This is a genomic window from [Roseibacterium] beibuensis, from assembly GCF_039542305.1.
GTDB classification, from domain to species: domain Bacteria; phylum Pseudomonadota; class Alphaproteobacteria; order Rhodobacterales; family Rhodobacteraceae; genus Roseibacterium; species Roseibacterium beibuensis.
In genome coordinates this window covers 430,595-451,542 of record NZ_BAABHW010000001.1, presented here as the reverse complement: position 1 = coordinate 451,542, position 20,948 = coordinate 430,595, and the positions used below count along the sequence as shown (strand labels likewise).

At 65.5% G+C, this 20,948-nt stretch carries 19 protein-coding genes and 1 tRNA gene; 12 read left to right on the top strand and 8 right to left on the bottom strand.

The window, feature by feature from the left end; genetic code table 11:
- Positions 1-3 precede the first annotated feature (3 nt).
- A complete protein-coding gene (locus tag ABD923_RS02260; RefSeq protein ID WP_259546907.1) occupies positions 4-936 on the top strand; it encodes an AEC family transporter in 933 nt (310 codons plus the stop codon).
- Positions 937-987: 51 nt separating this feature from the next.
- On the opposite strand, the gene ABD923_RS02255 is transcribed toward ABD923_RS02260, so the two are convergent.
- The 5 genes from ABD923_RS02255 to ABD923_RS02235 all read right to left on the bottom strand — a co-directional run bounded on the left by ABD923_RS02255 (position 988) and on the right by ABD923_RS02235 (position 6,511).
- Positions 988-2,004 carry an ABC transporter permease gene (locus ABD923_RS02255; protein ID WP_259546909.1) on the bottom strand — a complete coding sequence of 339 codons (1,017 nt, stop codon included), beginning with the start codon at positions 2,002-2,004 and terminating at the stop codon, positions 988-990.
- Between the two features lie 16 nt (positions 2,005-2,020).
- Complete coding sequence (locus tag ABD923_RS02250; RefSeq protein ID WP_405048275.1) at positions 2,021-3,727, bottom strand: ABC transporter permease; 1,707 nt, start codon at positions 3,725-3,727, stop codon at positions 2,021-2,023.
- Positions 3,724-4,014 (bottom strand): DUF1330 domain-containing protein, encoded by a 291-nt coding sequence (locus ABD923_RS02245; protein ID WP_222188768.1) that lies wholly within the window; start codon positions 4,012-4,014, stop codon positions 3,724-3,726. Before ABD923_RS02245 ends, ABD923_RS02250 begins: the two co-directional genes overlap by 4 nt.
- Before the next feature lie 177 nt (positions 4,015-4,191).
- Positions 4,192-5,304, bottom strand: coding sequence for an extracellular solute-binding protein (locus ABD923_RS02240; protein ID WP_259546910.1), 1,113 nt, complete (start codon positions 5,302-5,304; stop codon positions 4,192-4,194).
- 109 nt (positions 5,305-5,413) lie between these two features.
- Complete coding sequence (locus ABD923_RS02235) at positions 5,414-6,511, bottom strand: ABC transporter ATP-binding protein (protein ID WP_259546911.1); 1,098 nt, start codon at positions 6,509-6,511, stop codon at positions 5,414-5,416.
- Between the two features lie 305 nt (positions 6,512-6,816).
- Here ABD923_RS02235 and ABD923_RS02230 point away from each other — a divergent pair, with 305 nt between their 5' ends.
- The 6 genes from ABD923_RS02230 to ABD923_RS02205 all read left to right on the top strand — a co-directional run bounded on the left by ABD923_RS02230 (position 6,817) and on the right by ABD923_RS02205 (position 13,189).
- Positions 6,817-8,598 carry an ABC transporter ATP-binding protein gene (locus ABD923_RS02230; protein WP_259546912.1) on the top strand — a complete coding sequence of 594 codons (1,782 nt, stop codon included), beginning with the start codon at positions 6,817-6,819 and terminating at the stop codon, positions 8,596-8,598.
- Positions 8,599-8,962: 364 nt separating this feature from the next.
- A complete protein-coding gene (locus ABD923_RS02225) occupies positions 8,963-9,748 on the top strand; it encodes a DUF4198 domain-containing protein (RefSeq protein ID WP_259546913.1) in 786 nt (261 codons plus the stop codon).
- Between the two features lie 132 nt (positions 9,749-9,880).
- Positions 9,881-10,129, top strand: a complete 249-nt coding sequence (locus ABD923_RS02220; protein WP_259546914.1) for a FeoA family protein — start codon at positions 9,881-9,883, stop codon at positions 10,127-10,129.
- Positions 10,122-12,632 (top strand): ferrous iron transport protein B, encoded by a 2,511-nt coding sequence (gene feoB / locus ABD923_RS02215; protein WP_259546915.1) that lies wholly within the window; start codon positions 10,122-10,124, stop codon positions 12,630-12,632. Before ABD923_RS02220 ends, feoB begins: the two co-directional genes overlap by 8 nt.
- Entirely contained in the window at positions 12,629-12,868 is a 240-nt protein-coding gene (locus ABD923_RS02210; RefSeq protein ID WP_259546916.1) for a FeoB-associated Cys-rich membrane protein, read from the top strand. The genes feoB and ABD923_RS02210 overlap by 4 nt, the downstream gene beginning before the upstream one ends.
- 9 nt (positions 12,869-12,877) lie before the next feature.
- Positions 12,878-13,189 (top strand): hypothetical protein, encoded by a 312-nt coding sequence (locus tag ABD923_RS02205; protein WP_259546917.1) that lies wholly within the window; start codon positions 12,878-12,880, stop codon positions 13,187-13,189.
- Between the two features lie 104 nt (positions 13,190-13,293).
- Here ABD923_RS02205 and ABD923_RS02200 read toward each other — a convergent pair.
- Together ABD923_RS02200 and ABD923_RS02195 are read right to left on the bottom strand one after the other, a co-directional pair.
- Positions 13,294-13,380, bottom strand: a tRNA-Leu gene (locus tag ABD923_RS02200).
- Between the two features lie 149 nt (positions 13,381-13,529).
- The gene (locus ABD923_RS02195) at positions 13,530-14,843 is read right to left on the bottom strand and encodes a peptidoglycan-binding domain-containing protein (protein WP_259546918.1); all 1,314 of its coding nucleotides are present in this window, start codon (positions 14,841-14,843) and stop codon (positions 13,530-13,532) included.
- Positions 14,844-15,010: 167 nt separating this feature from the next.
- Here ABD923_RS02195 and lipB point away from each other — a divergent pair, with 167 nt between their 5' ends.
- The 4 genes from lipB to ABD923_RS02175 all read left to right on the top strand — a co-directional run bounded on the left by lipB (position 15,011) and on the right by ABD923_RS02175 (position 19,023).
- A complete protein-coding gene (gene lipB / locus ABD923_RS02190; protein ID WP_259546919.1) occupies positions 15,011-15,673 on the top strand; it encodes a lipoyl(octanoyl) transferase LipB in 663 nt (220 codons plus the stop codon).
- A gap of 112 nt (positions 15,674-15,785) precedes the next feature.
- Positions 15,786-16,418: an exopolysaccharide biosynthesis protein gene (locus ABD923_RS02185; protein WP_259546920.1), complete on the top strand. Its 633-nt coding sequence runs from the start codon at positions 15,786-15,788 to the stop codon at positions 16,416-16,418.
- Positions 16,419-16,569: 151 nt separating this feature from the next.
- On the top strand, positions 16,570-18,468 hold the full coding sequence (locus ABD923_RS02180) for a cytochrome c oxidase subunit I (RefSeq protein WP_259546921.1): 1,899 nt from the start codon (positions 16,570-16,572) through the stop codon (positions 18,466-18,468).
- A gap of 6 nt (positions 18,469-18,474) precedes the next feature.
- Positions 18,475-19,023: a DUF2244 domain-containing protein gene (locus ABD923_RS02175; RefSeq protein WP_259546923.1), complete on the top strand. Its 549-nt coding sequence runs from the start codon at positions 18,475-18,477 to the stop codon at positions 19,021-19,023.
- 55 nt (positions 19,024-19,078) lie between these two features.
- On the opposite strand, the gene ABD923_RS02170 is transcribed toward ABD923_RS02175, so the two are convergent.
- Positions 19,079-19,570, bottom strand: a complete 492-nt coding sequence (locus ABD923_RS02170) for a GatB/YqeY domain-containing protein (RefSeq protein WP_259546925.1) — start codon at positions 19,568-19,570, stop codon at positions 19,079-19,081.
- Between the two features lie 175 nt (positions 19,571-19,745).
- Here ABD923_RS02170 and carA point away from each other — a divergent pair, with 175 nt between their 5' ends.
- Positions 19,746-20,900, top strand: coding sequence for a glutamine-hydrolyzing carbamoyl-phosphate synthase small subunit (gene carA / locus ABD923_RS02165; protein WP_259546926.1), 1,155 nt, complete (start codon positions 19,746-19,748; stop codon positions 20,898-20,900).
- The last annotated feature ends 48 nt before the right edge of the window (positions 20,901-20,948 follow it).

Genomic DNA, 20,948 nt, shown 5'->3' with positions numbered 1-20,948 from the left:
GACATGGCCGAGCTACTGGGCGTCGTCCTGCCCGTCTTTCTCGTGGTGGGCGCGGGCTATCTCGCCGTGTGGCGCGGGCTCTTTGCCGACACGGCGGTCAACGGGCTGATGGTGTTCGCCACCAAGTTCGCCATCCCCTGCCTCCTGTTCACGGCCATCGCCACGCTCGATCTCGGGCAGGAGTTCGATCTGCGGCTGCTCGCCAGTTTCTACACCGGATCGGCCAGTGTCTTTGCCCTCGGCATCCTTGGGGCGCGGTTCATCTTTGGCAGGCCCATGGCCGACAGTGTCGCCATCGGCTTCGTCGCGATGTTCGCAAACAACGTCCTGCTGGCCCTGCCGATCATGGAGCGCGCCTATGGCGCCGACGCGCTGGCCCCGAATTTCGCCATCATCGCCGTGCATGCGCCCTTCTGCTACCTGCTCGGCATCATCACGATGGAGATCGTCCGCGCGGGCAGCGCGCGGCCCCTGCAATTGATGCGCTCGGTCTTCACCGCCGCCTTCACCAACGCGATCATGATCGGGATCATGCTGGGGTTCGTCGTGAACCTGACGGGCCTGCCCATCCCCGGCGTGGTCGACGAGGCGCTGGGGCTGATGGTCCGCGCCGCCCTGCCGGCCGCTTTGTTCGGACTGGGGGGCGTGCTCTACCGCTACAAGCCAGAGGGCGACGCCTTTGTCATCGCGATGATCTGCGCGCTGGCGCTGCTGGTTCACCCGGTCATCACCTACACGCTGGGCACGAATGTCACGGCCCTCAGCCAGGGGCAGTTGCGCTCGGCGGTCATTGCCTCGGCCATGGCGCCCGGTGTGAACGCCTATCTCTTCGCCGACATGTACGGCGTGGCGCGGCGGGTCGCGGCCTCCTCGGTGCTGATCGGGACCGGGCTGACGGTGATCAGCGCCTCGCTCTGGCTTCTTGTCCTGCCGTAACGAAAAACCCGGCTGCAGGGGCCGGGTTCTCCACTCGAACTTCTTGCGGCGTCAGCCCGGCGACATGCCCCGCAACCGCTCGGACCGGCGGCGCAGGATCTCGACCGTGGTCAGCAGCAGGATCGAGATCGACACAAGGATCGTCGCCGCGGCAAGGATCGTCGGGCTGATCTGCTCGCGCAGGCCGGTGAACATCTGCCAGGGCAGCGTCTGCTGACCGGCGGAGCCGACGAACAGCACGACCACAACCTCGTCGAAGGAGGTGATGAAGGCGAACAGTCCACCCGAGATCACGCCCGGCAGGATCAGCGGCATCTGGATCTTGAAGAAGGTGGTCACCGGGTTCGCGCCAAGGCTGGCCGCCGCCCGCGTCAGCGACCGGTCGAAGCCCACCAGCGTGGCCGTGACGGTGATGATGACAAAGGGGATACCCAGCGCGGCATGGGCCAGCACGACGCCCCAATAGGTGCCCTGCAACCCGACGCGGGAATAGAAGAAATACATCCCCGCCGCCGAGATGATCAGCGGCACGATCATGGGCGAAATCAGGATCGCCATAATCGCCCCCTTGAAGGGCACATGGGTCTGGCTGAGACCGATGGCGGCCAGCGTTCCCAGCGACACCGACAAGAGCGTCGCCATCGGCGCGATCACCAGCGAGTTGCGCAGCGGCGTCATCCACTCGGCCCCGTCCAGGCCCCAGAGCTTGCCCACGATCAGCCCGAACAACGCCCCGACCAACACCGGCAACACGATATACCGCTCGCCTTTCCACGCCCACATGGCGCCAGCGAACCCTGCCCCCAGAACGGCGCCGATCAGCAGGCCGCGCCACGGATAGCCGTCATCGCCAAAGAAGTCACGGTAATGCTTCAGCGAATACCCCTCGGGGTCCAGCCGAAGCATTTCCGGCGTGAAGGTGAAGAAGTCCTGCGCGTTGAAGCTGAGCGGGATGATGATCAGGATCGGGGCGATCAGGAAGAAGAAGATCAACCCGCAGATCACGCGAAAGCCATAGAACCAGATCTTGTGACCGGTCGAGGCATAGGGGGGCAGTTTGTGGTCCATGTCTCTGTCCTTTCCCTCAGCCCAGCTTCACGTTGTCGATGCCGACCATCCGGTCGTAGAGCCAGTAGAGCGCGAGCACGAGCGCCAGCAGGATCGATCCGAGCGCAGCGGCCAGACCCCAGTTCAGGCTTTCCGAGATGTGGAAGGCGATCCGGTTCGAGATGAACGTGCCGGTGCGGCCGCCCACCAGTTCCGGCGTGATGTAATAGCCGATCGACAGGATGAAGACGAGGATCGAGCCCGCGCCGATGCCCGGCACCGATTGCGGGAAATAGACCCGCCAGAAGGCCGTCCACTGCGTTGCGCCCAGCGACTTGGCCGCGCGGACATAGGAAGGCGGGATCGTCTTCATCACCGAGTAGAGCGGCAGGATCATGAAGGGCAGCAGGATATGCGTCATCGCGATGATCGTGCCCGTCTGGTTGTTGATCAGCGCAAGCCGCGCGTCATCGGCCACGAAGCCCAGCCAGACCAGCGTGTCGTTGATCACACCCTGGTTTTGCAGCAGCACCTTCCACGCGCTCGTCCGCACCAGAAGCGAGGTCCAGAACGGCAGCAGCACGAGGATCAGCAGCAGGTTCGACGTGCGCAGCGGCAGGTTCGAAAGCAGATAGGCGATCGGGTAGCCCAGCAGGATACAGCTGATCGTGATGACCAGCGACATGAAGATCGTGCGCTGGAACAGGAGCAGGTAGATGCGCTGCTCGTCCGGCTGCTGTTCGATCCCGTCCGGCGTCAGTTGCAGGTCGATTGCGGCAAGGAAATAGCCAGCCGTGTAAGGATCTGAAAACGCCTCGATGGTTTCCCAGATGGGCATCTCGACCCAGCCGTCGTCCATGTCTTCCCAGACGGCGCGCAGATCGACGGTTTCGAACCCGTCCACCGCCGTGTCCGCCGCCACGAGCATCTCGGCGCCAACCCCGTCATACGCGGCGACAGACGCTGCGGGGACGGTCACGAGATCGCGATAGAGCGCAAGGTAAACGCTATTCCACGGCTCCTCTTCGAGCGGACTGTCTTGGTCTTCCTGCTGCACCGTGCGGGCGAAACTGCGATAGGCGTCCGCCGTCTCGGGCAGCAGAGTGCGGATACCGTCAGACAATTGGAACAGCGGCTCGGGGCCGGCGGCATCTTCGCCCTCGGCCTCCAGCGTCGCAGCCCACTCGGACTGCGCAGCAAGCCAATCGGACGAGGCCATCATCTCGGCCCAGGCGACCGGATCTTCCCACGCTTCGTCGAGATCGATGAACTGGTCGGCATATTCCTCGCCCACGTCGTCCACCCCGCGGCCGGAGCGGCGGAACATCGAGCTCAGGCCCGTGGTCTCGTAATTCAGGCGGCTGCCAAGGCGCGTGTGGATCCGGCGCTCGGCCGCTTCCATGAAGTCGTAGGTCAGCGCGGCATAGGTTGCCTCGTCCGGCAGGGTCTCGGCATCCCAGTCATCAAGGGCAACGACGGTGCGCGGCAGGGTTTCCGACACGATCTGGTTCTCGACCGAGCGGAACAGCATGTCGATGATCGGCGCAACGAAAGTGACAAGCACGAACAGCAGAAGCGGTGCGATCAGCATCAGTGCCCGCATCTTCTGCGCGCGCAGGGCGCGGTTCAGGCTGACCTTGAGCGGGCTGCCATCCGCGGCCAGGACCGGCCCCGTGCTTTCGGCATCCGCGCGGCGCGCATCGGCGGCGGCGCGGCTCATGTCTCCGGCGTCGGTCGCACTCATTCCGTGCCCTCCACGACAAGGATCACGCTATCGGCGGTGCGGCGGCGAATGTCCGCAACCTCCTGGTATTCGGGGTCGTTATAGGCGGCGAGTGCGGCCTCATAGCTTGGGAACTCGATCACCACGTGGCGGCTGAGGGTGTCGCCCTCCATCACCTGCGCCTGTCCGCCACGCACGATGAACTGTCCGCCCAGCGCCTTGAGGATCGGCGTGTCCCGCTCGACATATTCCTTGTAGGCCTCGGGGTCGTTCACGGTGATATGGCCGATGATATAGCCTTTGGGCATTGCGATGCGCCTTTCGCCGTCAGTCGTTTGGGTAGGGTGCGCTTCAATGCACCGCCGGTGCGACGTGACCGCCGCTCGGGCCGGTCTTGCGGGCGGTGCGCTCAAGCGCCCCCTACGCTGGGAAGGACCCGGGGCCGCCGCGCGGGCGGCCCCGGACCGGATCACGTCAGATGTCGATTACTGCGACAGCCAGGCCTGGAAACGGGCGTCCAGGTCGTCGCGGTAGTCGGCCCACCATTCGTAGTTGAACAGCAAGGTGCGCGTGGCGTTCGCCGGATCGGTCGGCATGTGCGGCGCCATGTCGATGCCCAGGTCGGCATGGGTCGAGACCAGCGGCGCCGAAGACGCACGGGCCGGACCGTAGGAGATGTATTGTGCCTGGTCGGCCAGACGCTGGGTGTCGGTCGCGAAGCGCACGAAATCCAGCACGCGGTTCAGGCGATCTTCCGGCAGACCCTCGGGGATGATCCAGCCGTCGAGGTCGAAGACCTGCGCGTCCCACATCATCGCGACCGGCTGATCCTGCTCTTCGATCAGGCTGAACAGACGACCGTTATAGGTCGAGCCGAAAACAACCTCGCCATCGGCCAGAAGCTGCGGCGTGTCGGCGCCGGCGGTCCACCAGACGGCGCTGTCCTTGATGGTGTCGAGAACGGCAAAGGCGCGCTCGATGCCTTCTTCGGTTTCCAGCACGTCATAGACGTCTTCCATGGCGACGCCGTCACACATCAGCGCCCATTCCATGTTGCCGATCGGACGGCGCTCAAGGCTGCGCTGACCCGGGAAGGTCTCCAGGTCGAACACGTCGCAGATGTCGTCGGGGGTGTTGCCGCCCCACTCTTCCACGTCGGTGCGGTAGCCGAAGGTGGTCGAGTAGACGATCTGTGGGATGAAGCAATCCGACACGATCAGGTCGCCGAAGTCTTCCGACGCGGGCGTGCCATCGGGCGCGGGCGCCAGGATCTCGTCATGGTCGATTTCCATCGCCAGGCCTTCGTCGCAGAGACGGATGGCGTCGGAGGCCACCACGTCGACGAGATCCCAGGTGATGTTACCGGCTTCTTCCATGGCGCGCATGCGGGCCACGGCCTCGCCGGAGCTCTCGTCCCAGATCACCTCGAGGCCTTCGTTCATGGCCTGGTAAGGGTCGGAATAGGCGCGGATCTGGCTGTTCTGGTAGGCACCGCCCCAGCTGACCAGGGTCATGCTGTCGGCCATGTCCTGTGCCATCGCGGCCGGGGCCGCGAGGGCCGCGCCGGTGGTCAAAAGCATCAAGCTCTTGAGTTTCATGTTGTCTCTCTCCTTGCTGTTGGACGTAAGTTTCACGTTCCGATTGATTTTCGTTTTGATTGGGCCGCCACCGGGTCGTCCAAGGGAACCCGGCGGCTGTTCGGCCATGTCAAGCGTCCAGCGCCCGGCAATCCTGCGGGCGCCAGCCGATCTCGATCCGCTCTCCCGGCTTCAGGCGACGCTGATCCGGGGCATTCCGTGTCTTGATGATGAAATCATCTTTGCCCGCGACGCGCAGGCGCGTGCGGTAGATGTCGCCCATGTAGATGAATTCCAGCACCTCGGCGTGGATCGTATGGGCCTCCGGTGACAGCCGTTCCTTGTTGTATTCGACGCGTTCGGGCCGGATCGACACCAAGGTGCGGGCGCCGACCTCGCTGACATTCACGGGCAGCGCGTCGATCACCTCGCCATCGTCCAGCGTCACCTCGCAGCTATCCTCACCGATCTTCGAGATGGTGCCTTCCAGCGTGTTGTTCTCGCCGATGAACTGGGCAACGAAACTGTTCTGCGGCGCTTCATACAACTCGTCCGGCGGCGCGAGCTGCTGAATGCGGCCATCGTCGAACACCGCCACGCGGTCCGACATGGTCAGCGCCTCGGTCTGGTCGTGGGTCACGTAGACCGTGGTGATCCCGAGGTTGTGGGCCAGGTTGGTGATCTCGAACTGCATGTGCTCGCGCAACTGCTTGTCGAGCGCGCCGAGCGGTTCGTCCATCAGCACAAGCTCCGGCTCGAACACCAGCGCGCGCGCCAGGGCGATCCGCTGCTGCTGACCACCCGAAAGCTGCGCCGGGCGGCGGCCGCCGAACTCGCCCATCTGCACCATGTCCAGCGCGCGCTTGATCTTGCCCTCGCGCTCGGACTTGCCCATGCCACGCACTTCGAGCGGGAAGGCGAGGTTCTCGGCCACCGTCATATGCGGGAAAAGGGCGTAATTCTGAAACACCATCCCGATGCCGCGCTTGTGCGGTGGGATGTTGTTGATCGGCTTGCCGTCGAGGGTGATCTCGCCATGCGTCGCCGTTTCGAACCCGGCCAGCATCATCAGGCAGGTGGTCTTTCCGGAGCCCGATGGCCCGAGCATGGTCAGGAATTCGCCCTTGCCGATCGCAAGGTTCAGATCTTTCACGACGAGCGTTTCACCGTCGTAGCTCTTTTGCACGCGCTCGAACGCGACGAAGGCGTCGTTTCCGTTAGAGGTCAAACCTCACTCCCCTGTTGTGCGCCCGGTGTTACCCCGGAATTTGGCAGCCAATAAAACAAGACACTATCAATCTTGCAACAAATTTACCGGAACAGGCCCCGCGCAATTGCCGTTTGAAACGGCATTTGCTTGCTTTTCGGGCGCTTCCGAGACGTCTTGTAAGCCTTTGCCCCTTGCCTTAGCACCGTCTGGACCGTTCAGACCCGAGGCTTGCCCACAACCGTGCCCTGCACAAACCCGATGCCCCGCCCTGCCCCGATCCATTCCGAGCGCCCCCCCGAGGCGACCGGGAAGGCGGCGACGCGATGAGCGCGCGGCAATCTCTCGATATCGACGTCGGCGCGGACATGCCGGGGCTCGGCCTGGTCGGACGCTTCTGGCGCGAGCATGTCGTGCAGCATTGGCCGATGCTGGTGCTTGCCACGATGCTGATGTCGGTCGAAGGCGCCGCGCTCGGTGCCTTCGCCTGGCTGATCCAGCCGCTCTTCGACGATTTCTTTGCCGCGGGCGAGATGGACGGCGTTGTGTGGATCGCGATCCTGATCGCCGGCCTTTTCCTCGTCCGCGCCCTGGCCGGTTTCTTCCAACGCCTGATCGTCGTCACCATCGGCCTCAAGGTCACGATGGCGCTGCAATCGCGGCTGGTCTCGCATCTCCTGACGTTGGATCAGCGGTTCTTCCAGGACAATTCGCCGGGTGCGCTGATCGAACGGGTGCGCGGCGATACCCTGTCGCTTCAGGGGGTTGCCTCGGGCACGCTCATGTCGCTCGGACGTGACGCGATTTCCATGGTCTCGCTGCTCGCCGTCATGCTCTGGACGGATTGGCAATGGACTCTGCTCGCGCTCTTCGGCATTCCGCTTCTGGTGCTCCCGCTGCTTGCGGTGCAGCGCTACATTCGCAAGACCACCCGCCGCGCGCGAGAGGCTGCCTCCAACCTCTCGAATCGGCTGGACGAGATCTTTCACGGCATCCAGACGATCAAGCTCAATCGCCTTGAGGAGCACGAGGACAGCAGGTTCGCGCGTGAAACGCGGCGGTTCCTGAAACCTTCGGTCAAGGCGCAGGCCGGGTCGGCAGCGAACCCCGCGCTGATTGATCTGGTCGCCGCGGCGGGATTCGTCGTGGTGGTCTATTTCGGCGGCTCGCAGATCATCTCGGGCGAGAAGACGATGGGCGAGTTCATGTCCTTCTTCACCGCGCTCGGCCTTCTCTTCGAACCGCTGCGTCGCCTCTCGTCGATCTCGGCGCGCCTGCAAACAGCCATGGCCTCGCTCGAACGCCTTTACGCCGCGCTCGATGCGCGCCCCAGCGTGCTGCCGCCAGTGCAGCCGGAACCGATGCCGGCTGGCGATATCGCCTTTGAAGATGTGAGCTTCGCCTATGGCGATGCAACGGTCCTTCACGGCCTGTCCTTCCACGCGGAGGCGGGCAAGACCACGGCGCTGGTCGGGCCGTCGGGGGCCGGCAAGACCACGGTTTTTGCGCTCCTGACGCGGCTGATCGACCCGCTGTCGGGCCGGATCAGCATCGGCGACATGCCGGTCGAGCGGATCGACCTGGGCGCATTGCGCAGGTCCATCGCCGTTGTCGGACAGGAAACCGCCCTTTTCGACGAGGGCATCGCCGACAATATCCGCATGGGTCGTCTGGATGCGAGCGACGCCGAGGTGATGCAGGCCGCGCGGGACGCCTCCGTTCTCGAGTTTGCCGAAACCTTGCCTGACGGTCTGGACACCCAGGTCGGCCCTCGCGGTTCGGGCCTGTCGGGCGGACAGCGCCAACGGGTTGCGATCGCCCGCGCCCTGCTGAAATCGGCCCCGATCCTGCTTTTGGACGAGCCGACCTCGGCGCTCGACGCCCGGTCCGAGCAACTGGTGCAGCAGGCCCTCGACCGCTTGGCCGAGGGGCGCACGACCCTCGTGATCGCCCATCGCCTTTCGACCATCCGCGAGGCCGACAAGATCGTCGTCATGGAAGAGGGCCGCGTGGTCGAAGAAGGCGCCCATGACGAGTTGCTCGCACGCAAAGGCGCCTATTGGCGGCTGCACCAATTGCAGGCCGCTGGCATCGATCCCAACATCTGAGGGGCGACGCGCCTCCGCCCGTGGGTTTCGCCTCTCCGACGCCAAACCCAACCCCGAGCGCCGGCCTCCGGACGGAACCACCATTCCGCGAACCCGGTAGCCTTAGCTCCCTCAGCGATCCGGGTAATGGACCCGGCACGCCAAGACCGTTTCGACGGCATCGCCGGGCGGCATCCAAAAGTTTTCGTCGCTTGATTCAGGTCAAGGAGCGACTTGGGAATCAGACCGATAAAGCGAAAACCAACTGAATCACTCAGGATTAAACGAGTCACTCGTGTACGCCGCGCTCGACATGGTTTCGGCTCCCCCCATCGACCACAACGGAACCGCATCGGCCGGGATAACGATTTCGGAGTTTTGCCCAATGAAACGACTTCTGACCGCAACGGTGGCAACCCTCGCGCTGGCCATGCCGGCCTCGGCGCATTTCCAGTTGATCTTCAACCCCGAAGCCAACCCGACCGCGCCCGCCGAGATGCCCTTGCACCTGATCTTCTGGCATCCGTTCGACAACGGGCATGCGATGGACATGGGCACGCCCGAGGAGCTGTTCTACGTCTTCCGCGGCGAGCGGATCGACATCTCGGACAGCCTGACGCCGATGACCTTCACCGGCGCACATAACAGCGCGGCGGGTTTCGAGGCGACCCTGCCCGTGCGGCGCAACGGCGACTATACCGTCGTGCTCGTGCCCGAGCCCTATTTCGAAGAGTCCGAGGGGATCTACATCCAGCAGTTGACCACGGTCTATTTCAACAAGGGCGGCATCCCCACGGATTGGAACGAGCCGGTGGGCCTTCCGACCGAGTTCGTGCCCCTGAACCGGCCCTACAACGTGATCGCGGGATCGACCTTCTCGGCGCAGCTTCTGTCGAATGGCGAGCCTGTTCCGGGCGCGGAAATCGAGGTCGAATACCTCGCCGCCGAACCCGACATGGAAACCCATACCGCAGGTGCCCCAAGTGTCGGGCCGATGCCGGGCGGGGCGATCGTGGCCATCACCGACGAGAACGGCGTCTTCACCTTCGGCGTGCCGCGCGCCGGCTTCTGGGGGTTCGCCGCGCTCGGCACGGGCCCCGAAACCGAGCATGACGGCACGGACCTCAGCCAGGACGCCGTGATCTGGATCCGCGCCTACGACATGGAGTGAGGCCCGATCCGGGCACCTCGGGCACGAACACAAGGTAGACGAGCCATGATCAAGGGACGGGGTTGGCGATTACGCCACCGGCGCAGGCATCGAAACGGGACGTGCCATGTCGCGAACGGCACCGGCTGCCCGATGGCCGAGGCTTGTGACACGCTGCTCAGTCTCGACCAGGTCGCCCCGTCATCGCAATGCACGATCCGCCGGCTGCATGGCCATGGCCCGACGCGGCAACGGCTGCTCGATCTGGGCTTTCAGCCGGGCCGCGAGATCCGGGTGCTGCGCAACGCGCCGCTCAACGACCCGCTGGAGGTGCAGGTCGGCGATACGTTCATCGCCCTGCGCCGCGCCGAGGCCCGCCATGTCGAGATCTGCGATGACTGAGTCACATCACCACCGGATCGCGCTGGCCGGGCAGCAGAACTGCGGAAAATCCACGATTTTCAACATCCTGACGGGCCTGCAGCAGCATATCGCCAACTATCCCGGCGTGACCGTCGACAAGAAATCCGGCACCTACATGTGGCAGGGGCAGCGTTACGGCGTGACCGATCTGCCCGGCGCCTACAGTCTTTCGGCCTTCTCGCCGGAAGAGCGTGTCTCGCGCCAGGTGCTGCTGGATGAGCCGCCCGACGTCATCGTCAACGTGATGGACGCCACGAACCTGCGGCGGTCGCTGCCCCTGACCTTCCAACTGCTTGAGATGGGGTTCCGCGTCATCGTGGCGGTCAACATGATGGATGCCGCCAGGCGCCGCGGCCTCGCCATCGACCTGCCCGCCCTGTCACGGCGCCTGACTGCGCCGGTCGTGCCCATGGTGGGGCGCTCCGGCAAGGGCGGCAAGGAGCTGCGCGGTGCCATCGCCGAGGCCGCCCAAGCCCCCACGGCCGTGCCCGCGACCCTGAACTACGGCCCGCTTGAAGATGACGTGGCCGCGCTCCACGCGCGCCTTTCCGCGATCCCCGGCCTCGATGGCCGGATGTCGCGCTGGCACGCGGTCAAGCTGCTGGAAAACGACAGCGAAACCATCGGACGCGTAAGCCGCCTTGGCCAAACGGACGTGATCGAGGCCGCCGCCGCGATGCGCGCCCGCTTCGAAGAGGCCCACGGCCTCAGCGCCGGAGATCATATCAGCGCGACCCGCGACCGGCGCGCGGCGGAGATCCTGGGCGACTGCGTGCAGGACACCAGGCATGGCACGGTTCCGGTCTCGGAACGGATCGACCGGGTGCTGCTCAACCGCTTCGTCGCGCCGCTCTTCCTGATCGCGACGGTCTGGGTCATCTACCAGCTTTCCATCGTGCAGGGCTATGAACTGACCCATATCACCTGGCCGTTCCTTGCGGGCTTGCGCACCCTGGCGGCCAGCATCCTTCCCGATGCGGGCTTCCTCGTCGATCCGCAGATCCGGTCGCTTGGGCTCTGGATCGTGGATTCGGTCAACACGCTACTGAACTACGTGCCGATCTTCCTGATCCTCTTCGCGCTGATCGCGATCCTGGAGGATTCGGGCTACATGGCGCGCATCGCCTTCATCCTCGACCGTATCCTGCATCGTTTCGGCCTGCATGGGCAGTCCACCCTGCCCTTCATCCTCGGCGGCGTGTTCGCGGGCGGCTGCGCGGTGCCGGGCGTGATGGCGACCAAGGGCATCCCCGACGCCCGCGCCCGGCTGGCGACGATCCTGACCGTGCCCTTCATGAACTGCATGGCCAAGATCCCGCTCTATACCCTTCTGATCAACATCTACTTCCCCGACGCCAAGGGGCTGATGCTGTTCTATCTTTCGACCATCACAGTACTTGCCGCACTTCTGGTGGCCAAGCTGCTGACCTCCTCGGTGCTGGCCACGCAGCCCACGGCGCCTTTCGTGATGGAACTGCCCAGCTACCATATGCCGACCGTGACCGGCATCGCCCGCCGCGCCACGGACCGGACCTGGATGTATATCAAGAAGGTCGGCACCGTGGTCGTCGCCATCGCCGTGGTGATCTACGTGCTGCTGCAATTCCCCGGCGTGCCCGAGGATCGCATGTCGGCCTATGAGGTGCGCGGCGAAACGGTCATCGCAGAATTCTACGCCGCGCTTGAGGGGAACCCCAACCTCGCCGCGGTGGCAACACCCGAGGACCTGGTCTCGCTGGTCAATGTGCACAGCACCTACAAGGCGCGCCGCCTGAACGCGTCCAGCCGCGCGGCGGCCGAGGCGTTGGACCAGGGCATTCGGGACAACCACCCGCAATTCGCCCCCTTCGTGCTGCGCGGCCGCGCCGAGGCCGACCGCGCGGCCTTCAGCGCCATGCGCGATCTGGCCAATGCCCGCAACACGCTGCGCCGCGAGATGCAGTCCGAACGGATCGAGAGCAGTTTCCTCGGCCATATCGGGCGCGGGCTGGAGCCGGTGACGCAATTCGCCGATTTCGACTGGCGCATCAACATCGCGCTCCTGTCCTCCTTCGCCGCGCGCGAAAGCTCGGTCGCGACGCTCGGGGTGCTGTTCGACCAGGAAGAGGGCGAGAACCGCGCGCTCGAGGACCGGATGGGAGACCAGCAGCGCGCCGAGGGCCGCACCGCGCTCTCCGCGGTGGCATTGATGCTGTTCTTTGCGCTCTACCCGCCGTGCCTTGCCACCGTCATCATGGTGCGGGTGCAGACGCAATCGACCGGCTGGATGGTCTTTTCGATCGTCTTTCCCACGATCCTCGGCCTCACCGTCGCCTCGGTTGTCTTCCAAAGCGCAACGGCACTTGGCCTGACCGGGCTTGAGACGATGACGGCGGTCTGGCTGGGTACATTCGCCTTGCTGCTCCTCGTCGCCCTGCCGAAACCGTGGCTGCCCGATCTGAGACAGCGGGCCGCGCCCGAGATCGAGGATGTGGCCCCATGACGACCCCGACCATCGACCTCGCCACCGAAACCGGCAGCCGCTTGCCGGAAACCGCGCTCATCCTGTTCCTGTCCGCGCTTGCCCTCGCCTACCTCGTCCGCGGCGCCCTCAAAAAGCGGCGCCGGTTCCAATCGGGCGGAAGCTGCGGCGACTGCAGCGGCTGCGCGACATCGGGACCGGGCCCCTGTCCGGTCGCCACCGCCTTTACCCAACCCGAGACCGAAAGCACCAAGTAGGAGTATGTCATGCTGATGCGTCCGCTGTTTGCCCTTCCCATCCTCATCCTCTCGGCCGGGGCGGCCGCCGCCCACACGCCGGTTTGCGCCTGCTACGACAATGGCGACGGAACCGTTCTGTGCGAGGGCGGCTTCTCGGACGGCGCCTCGGCCTCGGGCGTGCGCATGGTCGTCTATGGCGACACCGACACGATCGTGCTCGAAGGCGCGATGGACGAGAACAGCGAGTTTGTCTTCGACAAGCCCGGCGACGCGTTTCGCGTCCTGTTCGATGCTGGTGAGGGCCACCAGATCGACATCCCGAGTGACGAGATCTACTGAAGCGCGCCGCTTCGGCCAGATCAATCGCGCGCCCGCGCCCTGGCGGGCGTGACACGCCAAACGACCGCCCGCAGGCGCGTTTGATCTATCGCTTCTGGAGTGATTGGTGCGGTCGAGAAGACTCGAACTTCCACGGGAGTTACCCCACAGCGACCTCAACGCTGCGCGTCTACCAATTCCGCCACGACCGCACGTGATCCCGGTAGGTGCGCGGTCTTTAACCGAGCGGTTTGACCTTGTGAAGAGGGGTCGGTGAAAAATCTGCACCCTGGCGGGGCATCCCCGAAAAAGCAGGGGCGGGCCACCATGGGCCCGCCCCCGTTTCACCCGCGAAAGGGGCTTACTGGTTGACCTGGAAGGTCGGCATCGCGTTCGTGCTGGGCACCGGAACCGGCACGGGCTGGGTCGCCGGAACCGGGGCCGCGGCCCCTTGCGCGCCCTGCATCCGCATCAGCGCGGCGCGCAGCAGTGGCGTGCGTTCGGGCTGACCGGGCATGAAGGCCGCATCCGCCCCCTGCTCCAGCGCGCGGATCGAGGCATCGTACCACTGAACGGCCAAGTCACGGCGGGTGTTCGCGCCGAAGCCTTCGCGCAGGTGGTGGCCCAGCAACTCGCCATAGGCCGGTTCACCCAAGGCCACCAGCGTCAGCGCCGAGCCGACCGCCATGCGCATGTTGTCCTGCGCGTAGCCCACCGCCAGGCAGACCCGCGCGGTCGCGGCAAGGTCCGCCGGGGCAACGCCGGTCCCGGCCACAACCGTCTGCATCTCGCTGACCAGCGGGGCGCGGTCGATCAGCGACAGGCGGTCGATCTCGTCCGACAGCATGGCCGCGAATGTGCCGCACTGCTCGGCGATCTGCGCCTGCGTCAGGCCCGCAATCTGGCCCATCAACTCTTCGCCGCGGGCCATCGCGTAGGTGCGCGCGACGCAGAACTGCTCGGACATGGCCTGCCCCGGTTCGGACAGGGTGGCGAGCGTCACGTAGCCGCCATTCGACGAGGTCTGCAGCATCACCGCGTTGCAGCTATTGGCCAGCGACATCTGCGGCTGCGCGTTTGCAAAGAGGTTCGGCATCCCGGCCTCGGCCGCCGGTGCGGGCTGAACCGGCGTCGGTTGCGCGGGGTTCACGATCACGGTCGTGGCAGGCTGCGTCGGTTGCGGCTGCGGGAAGCCGCTTTGCACCGGCCCGCCCTGCAGGCTGTCGCGATAGGCGTAAAGCAGCGACTGGCCGCGCAGGCCGGTCTGCTGTGCACCGCCCTGGTTGGTCGCCCAGAAATAGGCGTCCATCAGGAAATCGAACTGGTAGGACGAGAACTCGCGCCCGTTCACCGGGTAGCCCATGGCCGACTGGAAACGCTCGATCGCGGACCGCGTGCCCGGCCCGATCTGACCGTCAACCGTCCCCGCCTGGAAACCGAAATAGTTCAAAGCGGTCTGCGTTTCGCGGCCCTGCTGGGTGGCGGGAATGCCGGGGCGCACGACGCGCGTGCCGGTTGCCGGGCGCGGGCGCTGCCCCTGCGTCAGGGCGTGACCCAGGACCCCGCCGATAATGGCGCCGCCGATAAAGTCGGCGGCATCCGCCTCGGCCCGGTCGGCCGGTGCAATGGCCAGGGCGGCGATCAGGCTGGCGCTGGTCAGGAATTTCGCGAACATGTCTTTTGTCCCTCCGAGGTAATGCGAGCAAAGGATACCCTCGGGGAAGCGTAGCACAGGATTTTTCCCGGCTAAGAGGGAATTTGGGGCATTTCCGGAAAACCCTACCTTTCGAAACCGCGCTGCGGAGTGGTGACAAACCCGTTCGCGCGGGGCATATCGCCGCCATGGTCGAATGGATCACATCGGACGCCCCCGTCCCCTACCCCGAAGCCGTCGCCTGGATGGAGGCCCGCGCCGACGCCATCGCGCGCGGCGAGGCGGGCGAGTGCATCTGGCTGCTGGAACATCCGCCGCTCTACACCGCCGGAACCTCGGCCAATCCGGCCGATCTGCGCATGCCCGACCGCTTTCCGGTCTACGAGACGCGGCGCGGCGGGCAATACACCTATCACGGGCCGGGACAGCGCGTGGCCTATGTCCTGCTGGACCTGAACAAGCGCGGCCGCGACATCCGCCGCTTCGTCACCAGCCTCGAGACCTGGGTCATCGCGGCGCTGGCCGAGTTCAACCTCCGCGGAGAGATCCGCCCCGGTCGCGTCGGCGTCTGGGTCGCCCGCCCCGAGAAGCCCCCCCTGCCCGACGGCACCCCGCGCGAGGACAAGATCGCCGCCATCGGCGTGCGCATCCGCAAATGGGTCAGCTTCCACGGCATCTCGATCAACGTGGACCCCGACCTCGACCATTTCGACGGGATCGTGCCCTGCGGCATCTCGGGACACGGGGTCACCAGCCTTGTCGACCTGGGCCTGCTGGTGACGATGGACGACCTCGACGTCGCCCTGAAACGCACCTTCGACGAGGTGTTCACAAGCGACCAGGTCTCCTGACCGCGCCGCGGCAACCGGCCACGGAACCATCCGATCCATCACCACGTTGCCCTCCTGAACCCAGAGGCCCGGCGCTGCGCGCGCACCCACGGGCCGCACCACAGGAGGCCTGATGCCCGATATCGCGCCCACATCGCAGGCCGACTATGCCCCGCAGAGCCTGACCGACCTGCTTAACGATGTCGCCGATCTGAACGATCACGCAACGAAACCGCCCACCCTGCAAACGGTTCTGCACGCTTTCGGGCGGGCCGGGGTGCTGCCGGTGCTGATCACCGTTGCCCTGATCGTCGTCTCGCCACTGTCGGGGATCCCGCTTCTGTCCAGTTTCGCGGGCCTCACCATCGCCGGGATCGCGCTGCAACTGGCCGCCGGGCGAAACAGCCTGTGGTTGCCGAAATGGCTCTGCCAACGCTCGGTGCCCCGCGACCGGCTCGCCCGCGCGGTGGACAAGCTGCGACCGCTTGCGCGGTTTCTCGATCGGCAAAGCCGTCCGCGTCTGCGCGTGCTGACGGACCCGCCCATGTCACGGGTCCTCTTGCTGCTGTGCGGTTTGGGCGGCCTTGCCATGCCGTTCATGGAATTGTTGCCGTTTTCCTCCTCGCTCATGGCGATGGCCGTGGTCTTGACGGGGTTCGCCATCCTGACCCGCGATGGCCTCTGGGCTATCGTCGCGGGCGTGCCCATGACCCTCGCCCTGGGCGTGATCCTGACCGCCGGAACCGCCGCCACTGCCGCGCTTTGATCTGGGACAAGTTTTTCGCCCGAAACGTGTGGCCGATTGACGCGTATGCGTTGCGCCGTCAACGACCGCCCTGATAGAACGAAGCCCAGAGGAAACGCGCGGGGAGGATTCTGTCGACACCACCCGTGCAGAATACTGACGGGAGACGACCATGGCAGACGCCACCCTTTCAGGGCATGACCACGAGCGGCCGGGCTTTTTAACCCGGTGGTTCATGTCCACCAACCACAAGGATATCGGGCTTCTATATCTCTTCACCGCGGGGCTTGTCGGCCTCGTTTCGGTGATCTTCACCGTTTACATGCGGATGGAGCTGATGGAGCCCGGCGTGCAGTACATGTACGTCGCCTTCGAAGGCGCTCCGGGGATGATCGAGAGCATCTTCACCCGCGCCGGTGAGGCCCTGGCCACGGCCGGTGGCGGCGCCAACGCCTTCGCCGATCAGTTGTCCAGCCTTCAGGGCTCGATCCTGGGTGCCGCGTCGGGCACCGGGGACGAGGCCCGCGTGGTCATCGACGGTTCGCTCCGCGCCGAAGTGATCGACGTCCTCGACGCCGCCGCCGCATCGGCCAACCCGGCCGAGGCGTCGACCCTGCTTGCACTGCGCGACCAGCTTGACGGTTCGCCCGACGGGCATCTTTGGAACGTCCTGATCACCGGTCACGGCGTCCTGATGATGTTCTTCGTGGTTATTCCCGCGCTGTTCGGCGGCTTCGGCAACTACTTCATGCCGCTGATGATCGGCGCGCCGGACATGGCGTTCCCGCGTCTGAACAACCTGTCCTACTGGCTCTATGTCGCGGGCACCGCGCTGGCCTTCTGCGCCGTGTTCATCGACGGCGGCGCCGGTCCGGGCTGGACGTTCTACCCGCCGCTGTCGTGGCAGGACGCCGCAACCAGCCGCGCCGTGGACTTCGCGATCTTCGCCGTGCACGTGTCGGGCGCCAGCTCGATCCTCGGCTCGATCAACTTCATCACCACCTTCCTGAACATGCGTGCCCCGGGCATGACGCTGCACAAAGTGCCGCTGTTTGCATGGTCGATCTTCGTCACGGCATGGCTGCTTCTGCTGTCGCTGCCGGTTCTGGCGGGCGCCATCACCATGCTGCTGACCGACCGCAACTTCGGCACGACCTTCTTCGACGTGTCGGGCGGCGGTGACCCGGTCCTGTTCCAGCACATCTTCTGGTTCTTCGGGCACCCCGAGGTCTACATCGTGATCCTGCCTGCCTTCGGCATCATCAGCCACGTGGTCTCGACCTTCTCGAAGAAGCCGATCTTCGGCTACCTGCCGATGGTCTACGCGCTGGTGGCGATCGGCGGCCTGGGCTTCGTCGTCTGGGCGCACCACATGTACACCGTGGGCATGACCCTGACGCAGCAGGCCTATTTCATGGTCGCCACGATGGTGATCGCGGTGCCCACGGGCATCAAGATCTTCAGCTGGATCGCCACGATGTGGCAGGGCTCGATCGAGTTCAAGACGCCCATGCTGTTCGCCATCGGCTTCATCTTCCTCTTCACGGTCGGCGGTGTGACGGGCATCATCCTGAGCCAGGCCGGTGTGGACCGGGCCTATCACGACACCTACTACGTCGTGGCCCACTTCCACTACGTGATGAGCCTCGGGGCCGTGTTCGGCATCTTCGCGGGCATCTACTACTGGTTCGGCAAGATGTCGGGCCGGCAGTACCCGGAATGGGCCGGCAAGCTGCACTTCTGGCTGTTCTTCATCGGTGCCAACCTTACCTTCTTCCCGCAGCACTTCCTGGGTCGCCAGGGCATGCCGCGCCGCTACATCGACTACCCGGAGGCCTTCGCCACCTGGAACTACGTCTCGTCGATCGGCGCCTTCCTGTCCTTCGCATCGTTCCTGTTCTTCCTCGGGATCGTGGCCTACGCGCTCTTCGCCGGCCGCCGTGTCGAGGAACCGGCCTACTGGGGCGAGCATGCGGATACGCTGGAATGGACCCTGCCCAACCCGCCGCCGGAGCACACCTTCGAGGAGCTGCCGACGCGCGAGATGTGGGATCGCCAGCCGCACCACTGAGGGGCCATGCCGATCCAAACGCATTACAGACAGGAGGCCCCGGCATCGTCCGGGGCCTTCTCGTCCGGGGAGGGGGGCGAGGGCCGCGGCGCGCCGCGTCTCCAGCTTCTGCTGACCCCGCACAAGTCGCTGACACCCGAAGGGTTCGTCTGGTTCATCGGCGTCACGGCGGCCCTGATCGCCGTGCCGCTTCTTCCCGTGCTCGGCACGTCGGTCTTCTGGGCGCTTTTGCCGTTCATGGGCGCGGCCATCGCCGGGATCTGGTTCTCGCTGAAACGCTCCTGGCGCGACATGGAGCTGTTCGAGGAGATCACGATCTGGGACGATCTGATCCGGATCGAGCGGCACGAGCCACGCCGCGCCACCCCACTGGACTGGGAGGCCAATCCCTACTGGGTCCGCGTCTCTCTGCATGGGAAAGGGGGGCCGGTGCCCAACTACCTGACGCTGTCGGGCGGCGGGCGCGAGGTGGAACTCGGGTCGTTCCTGACACCGGGCGAACGCAGCCAGCTCAAATCGACGCTGGTGCGCGAGTTGCGCCCCCTCCCGACCTGACCTTACCGCGGAAATGACCCACCCCGGCGCCCATCGAGGGAGCCGGGGCGTGATCTTAGCTCAGGCGCTCTTTCACCATCGGGCCGACCGCGCCGAAATCGATCTGGCCGGTATACTTGCCCTTCAGCACGCCCATGACCTTGCCCATGTCGCGCAGGCTGGTCGCCTCGGTCTCGGCGATCGCCTCGTCGATGGCCGCCGCGACCTCGTCCTCGTCCAGCTGGCGCGGCAGGTAGGTCTCGATCACCGCGATTTCCTCGCGCTCCTTTTCGGCCAGTTCCAGCCGCCCGCCTTCCTCGTAGGCGCGGGCGCTTTCCTGGCGCTGCTTGACCATCTTGCCGAGAATCCCCAGCAAATCCGCCTCGCCCACGCCATCGGCATTGCCCTTGGCGCGCGCCGCGATGTCCTGGTCCTTGATCGCGGCATTGATCAGGCGCAGCGTCGACAGCCGCGTCTGGTCCTTCTCGCGCATGGCATCTTTCAGGCCGGTGGTGATCCGCTCGCGCAGCGTGCCCCCGTTCCCGCCAGTGTTGACTGTCTGGCTCATCGTGTTCCGCCCCCTTTCAGGACTATCCAAGGCGCCTAGATAGGGAAAAGGGCACGCGCTCACAACTCCCCCCGCCGCAGCGCGGCATCGCACACCGCCGTGGCTTGACCGCACCGGCCGCGATCCTTAAACCCGCATCGATTTGCCTGCCGCCAGCTGCCACCGGAGAGATCCCATGCCCAAGACGCCCACCGCCTGCCTCGCCCTCGCCGACGGGACGATCTTTTACGGCCGCGGATTCGGGGCCACCGGCACCCGCGTGGCGGAACTGTGCTTCAACACCGCCATGACCGGCTACCAGGAGATCATGACCGATCCGTCCTATGCCGGGCAGATCGTGACCTTCACCTTCCCCCATATCGGCAATACCGGCGTCACGCCGGAAGATGACGAAACCGCCGATCCCGTGGCCGAGGGCATGGTCGTGAAATGGGACCCGACCGATCCGTCGAACTGGCGCGCGACGGGCCATCTCGTCGACTGGCTGGAAAAGACCGGGCGCGTCTGTATCGGCGGGCTGGACACCCGGCGCCTGACCCGCGCCATCCGGCAGCAGGGCGCGCCCCACGTGGCGCTGGCCCATGACCCCGAGGGCAAGTTCGACCTCGAAGCGCTGGTCGCCGCCGCGCGCGGCTTTGCGGGGCTTGAAGGGCTGGACCTCGCCAAGGACGTCACCTGCGCCCAATCCTACCGCTGGGACGAGATGCGGTGGGCCTGGCCCGAGGGCTACACCAGGCGCGAAGGCCCAGCGCCCAAGGTCGTGGCCATCGACTACGGCGCCAAGCGCAACATCCTGCGGTGTCTTGCCAGCGCAGGCTGCGACGTGACGGTGATGCCCGCCGCCACCACCGCCGAAGAGGTTCTGGCCCAGTCGCCCGACGGCGTCTTCCTGTCGAACGGCCCGGGCGATCCGGCGGCGACGGGGGAATACGCGGTTCCCGCGATCAAGGGCGTGCTGGACGCCGGCCTGCCCGTCTTCGGGATCTGCCTCGGCCACCAGATGCTCGCCCTCGCGCTCGGCGCCAAGACGGTCAAGATGAACCACGGCCATCACGGCGCGAACCATCCCGTCAAGGACGTGGAAAGCGGCAAGGTCGAGATCACCTCGATGAACCACGGCTTCACCGTCGACAGCCAGACCCTGCCCGAGGGCGTGATCCAAACGCATGTCTCGCTCTTCGACGGGTCGAATTGCGGGCTTCGCATGGCCGACCGCCCGGTCTTTTCCGTGCAGCACCACCCCGAGGCCAGCCCCGGCCCGCAGGACAGCTTCTACCTGTTCGAACGCTTTGCCGCCGCCGTGCGAGAGCACGCCAGCGTCAAGGCCTGAGACGGGCGTGAAAACTGCAACGGCGTTAACGGCACGTTAACCTCTGTG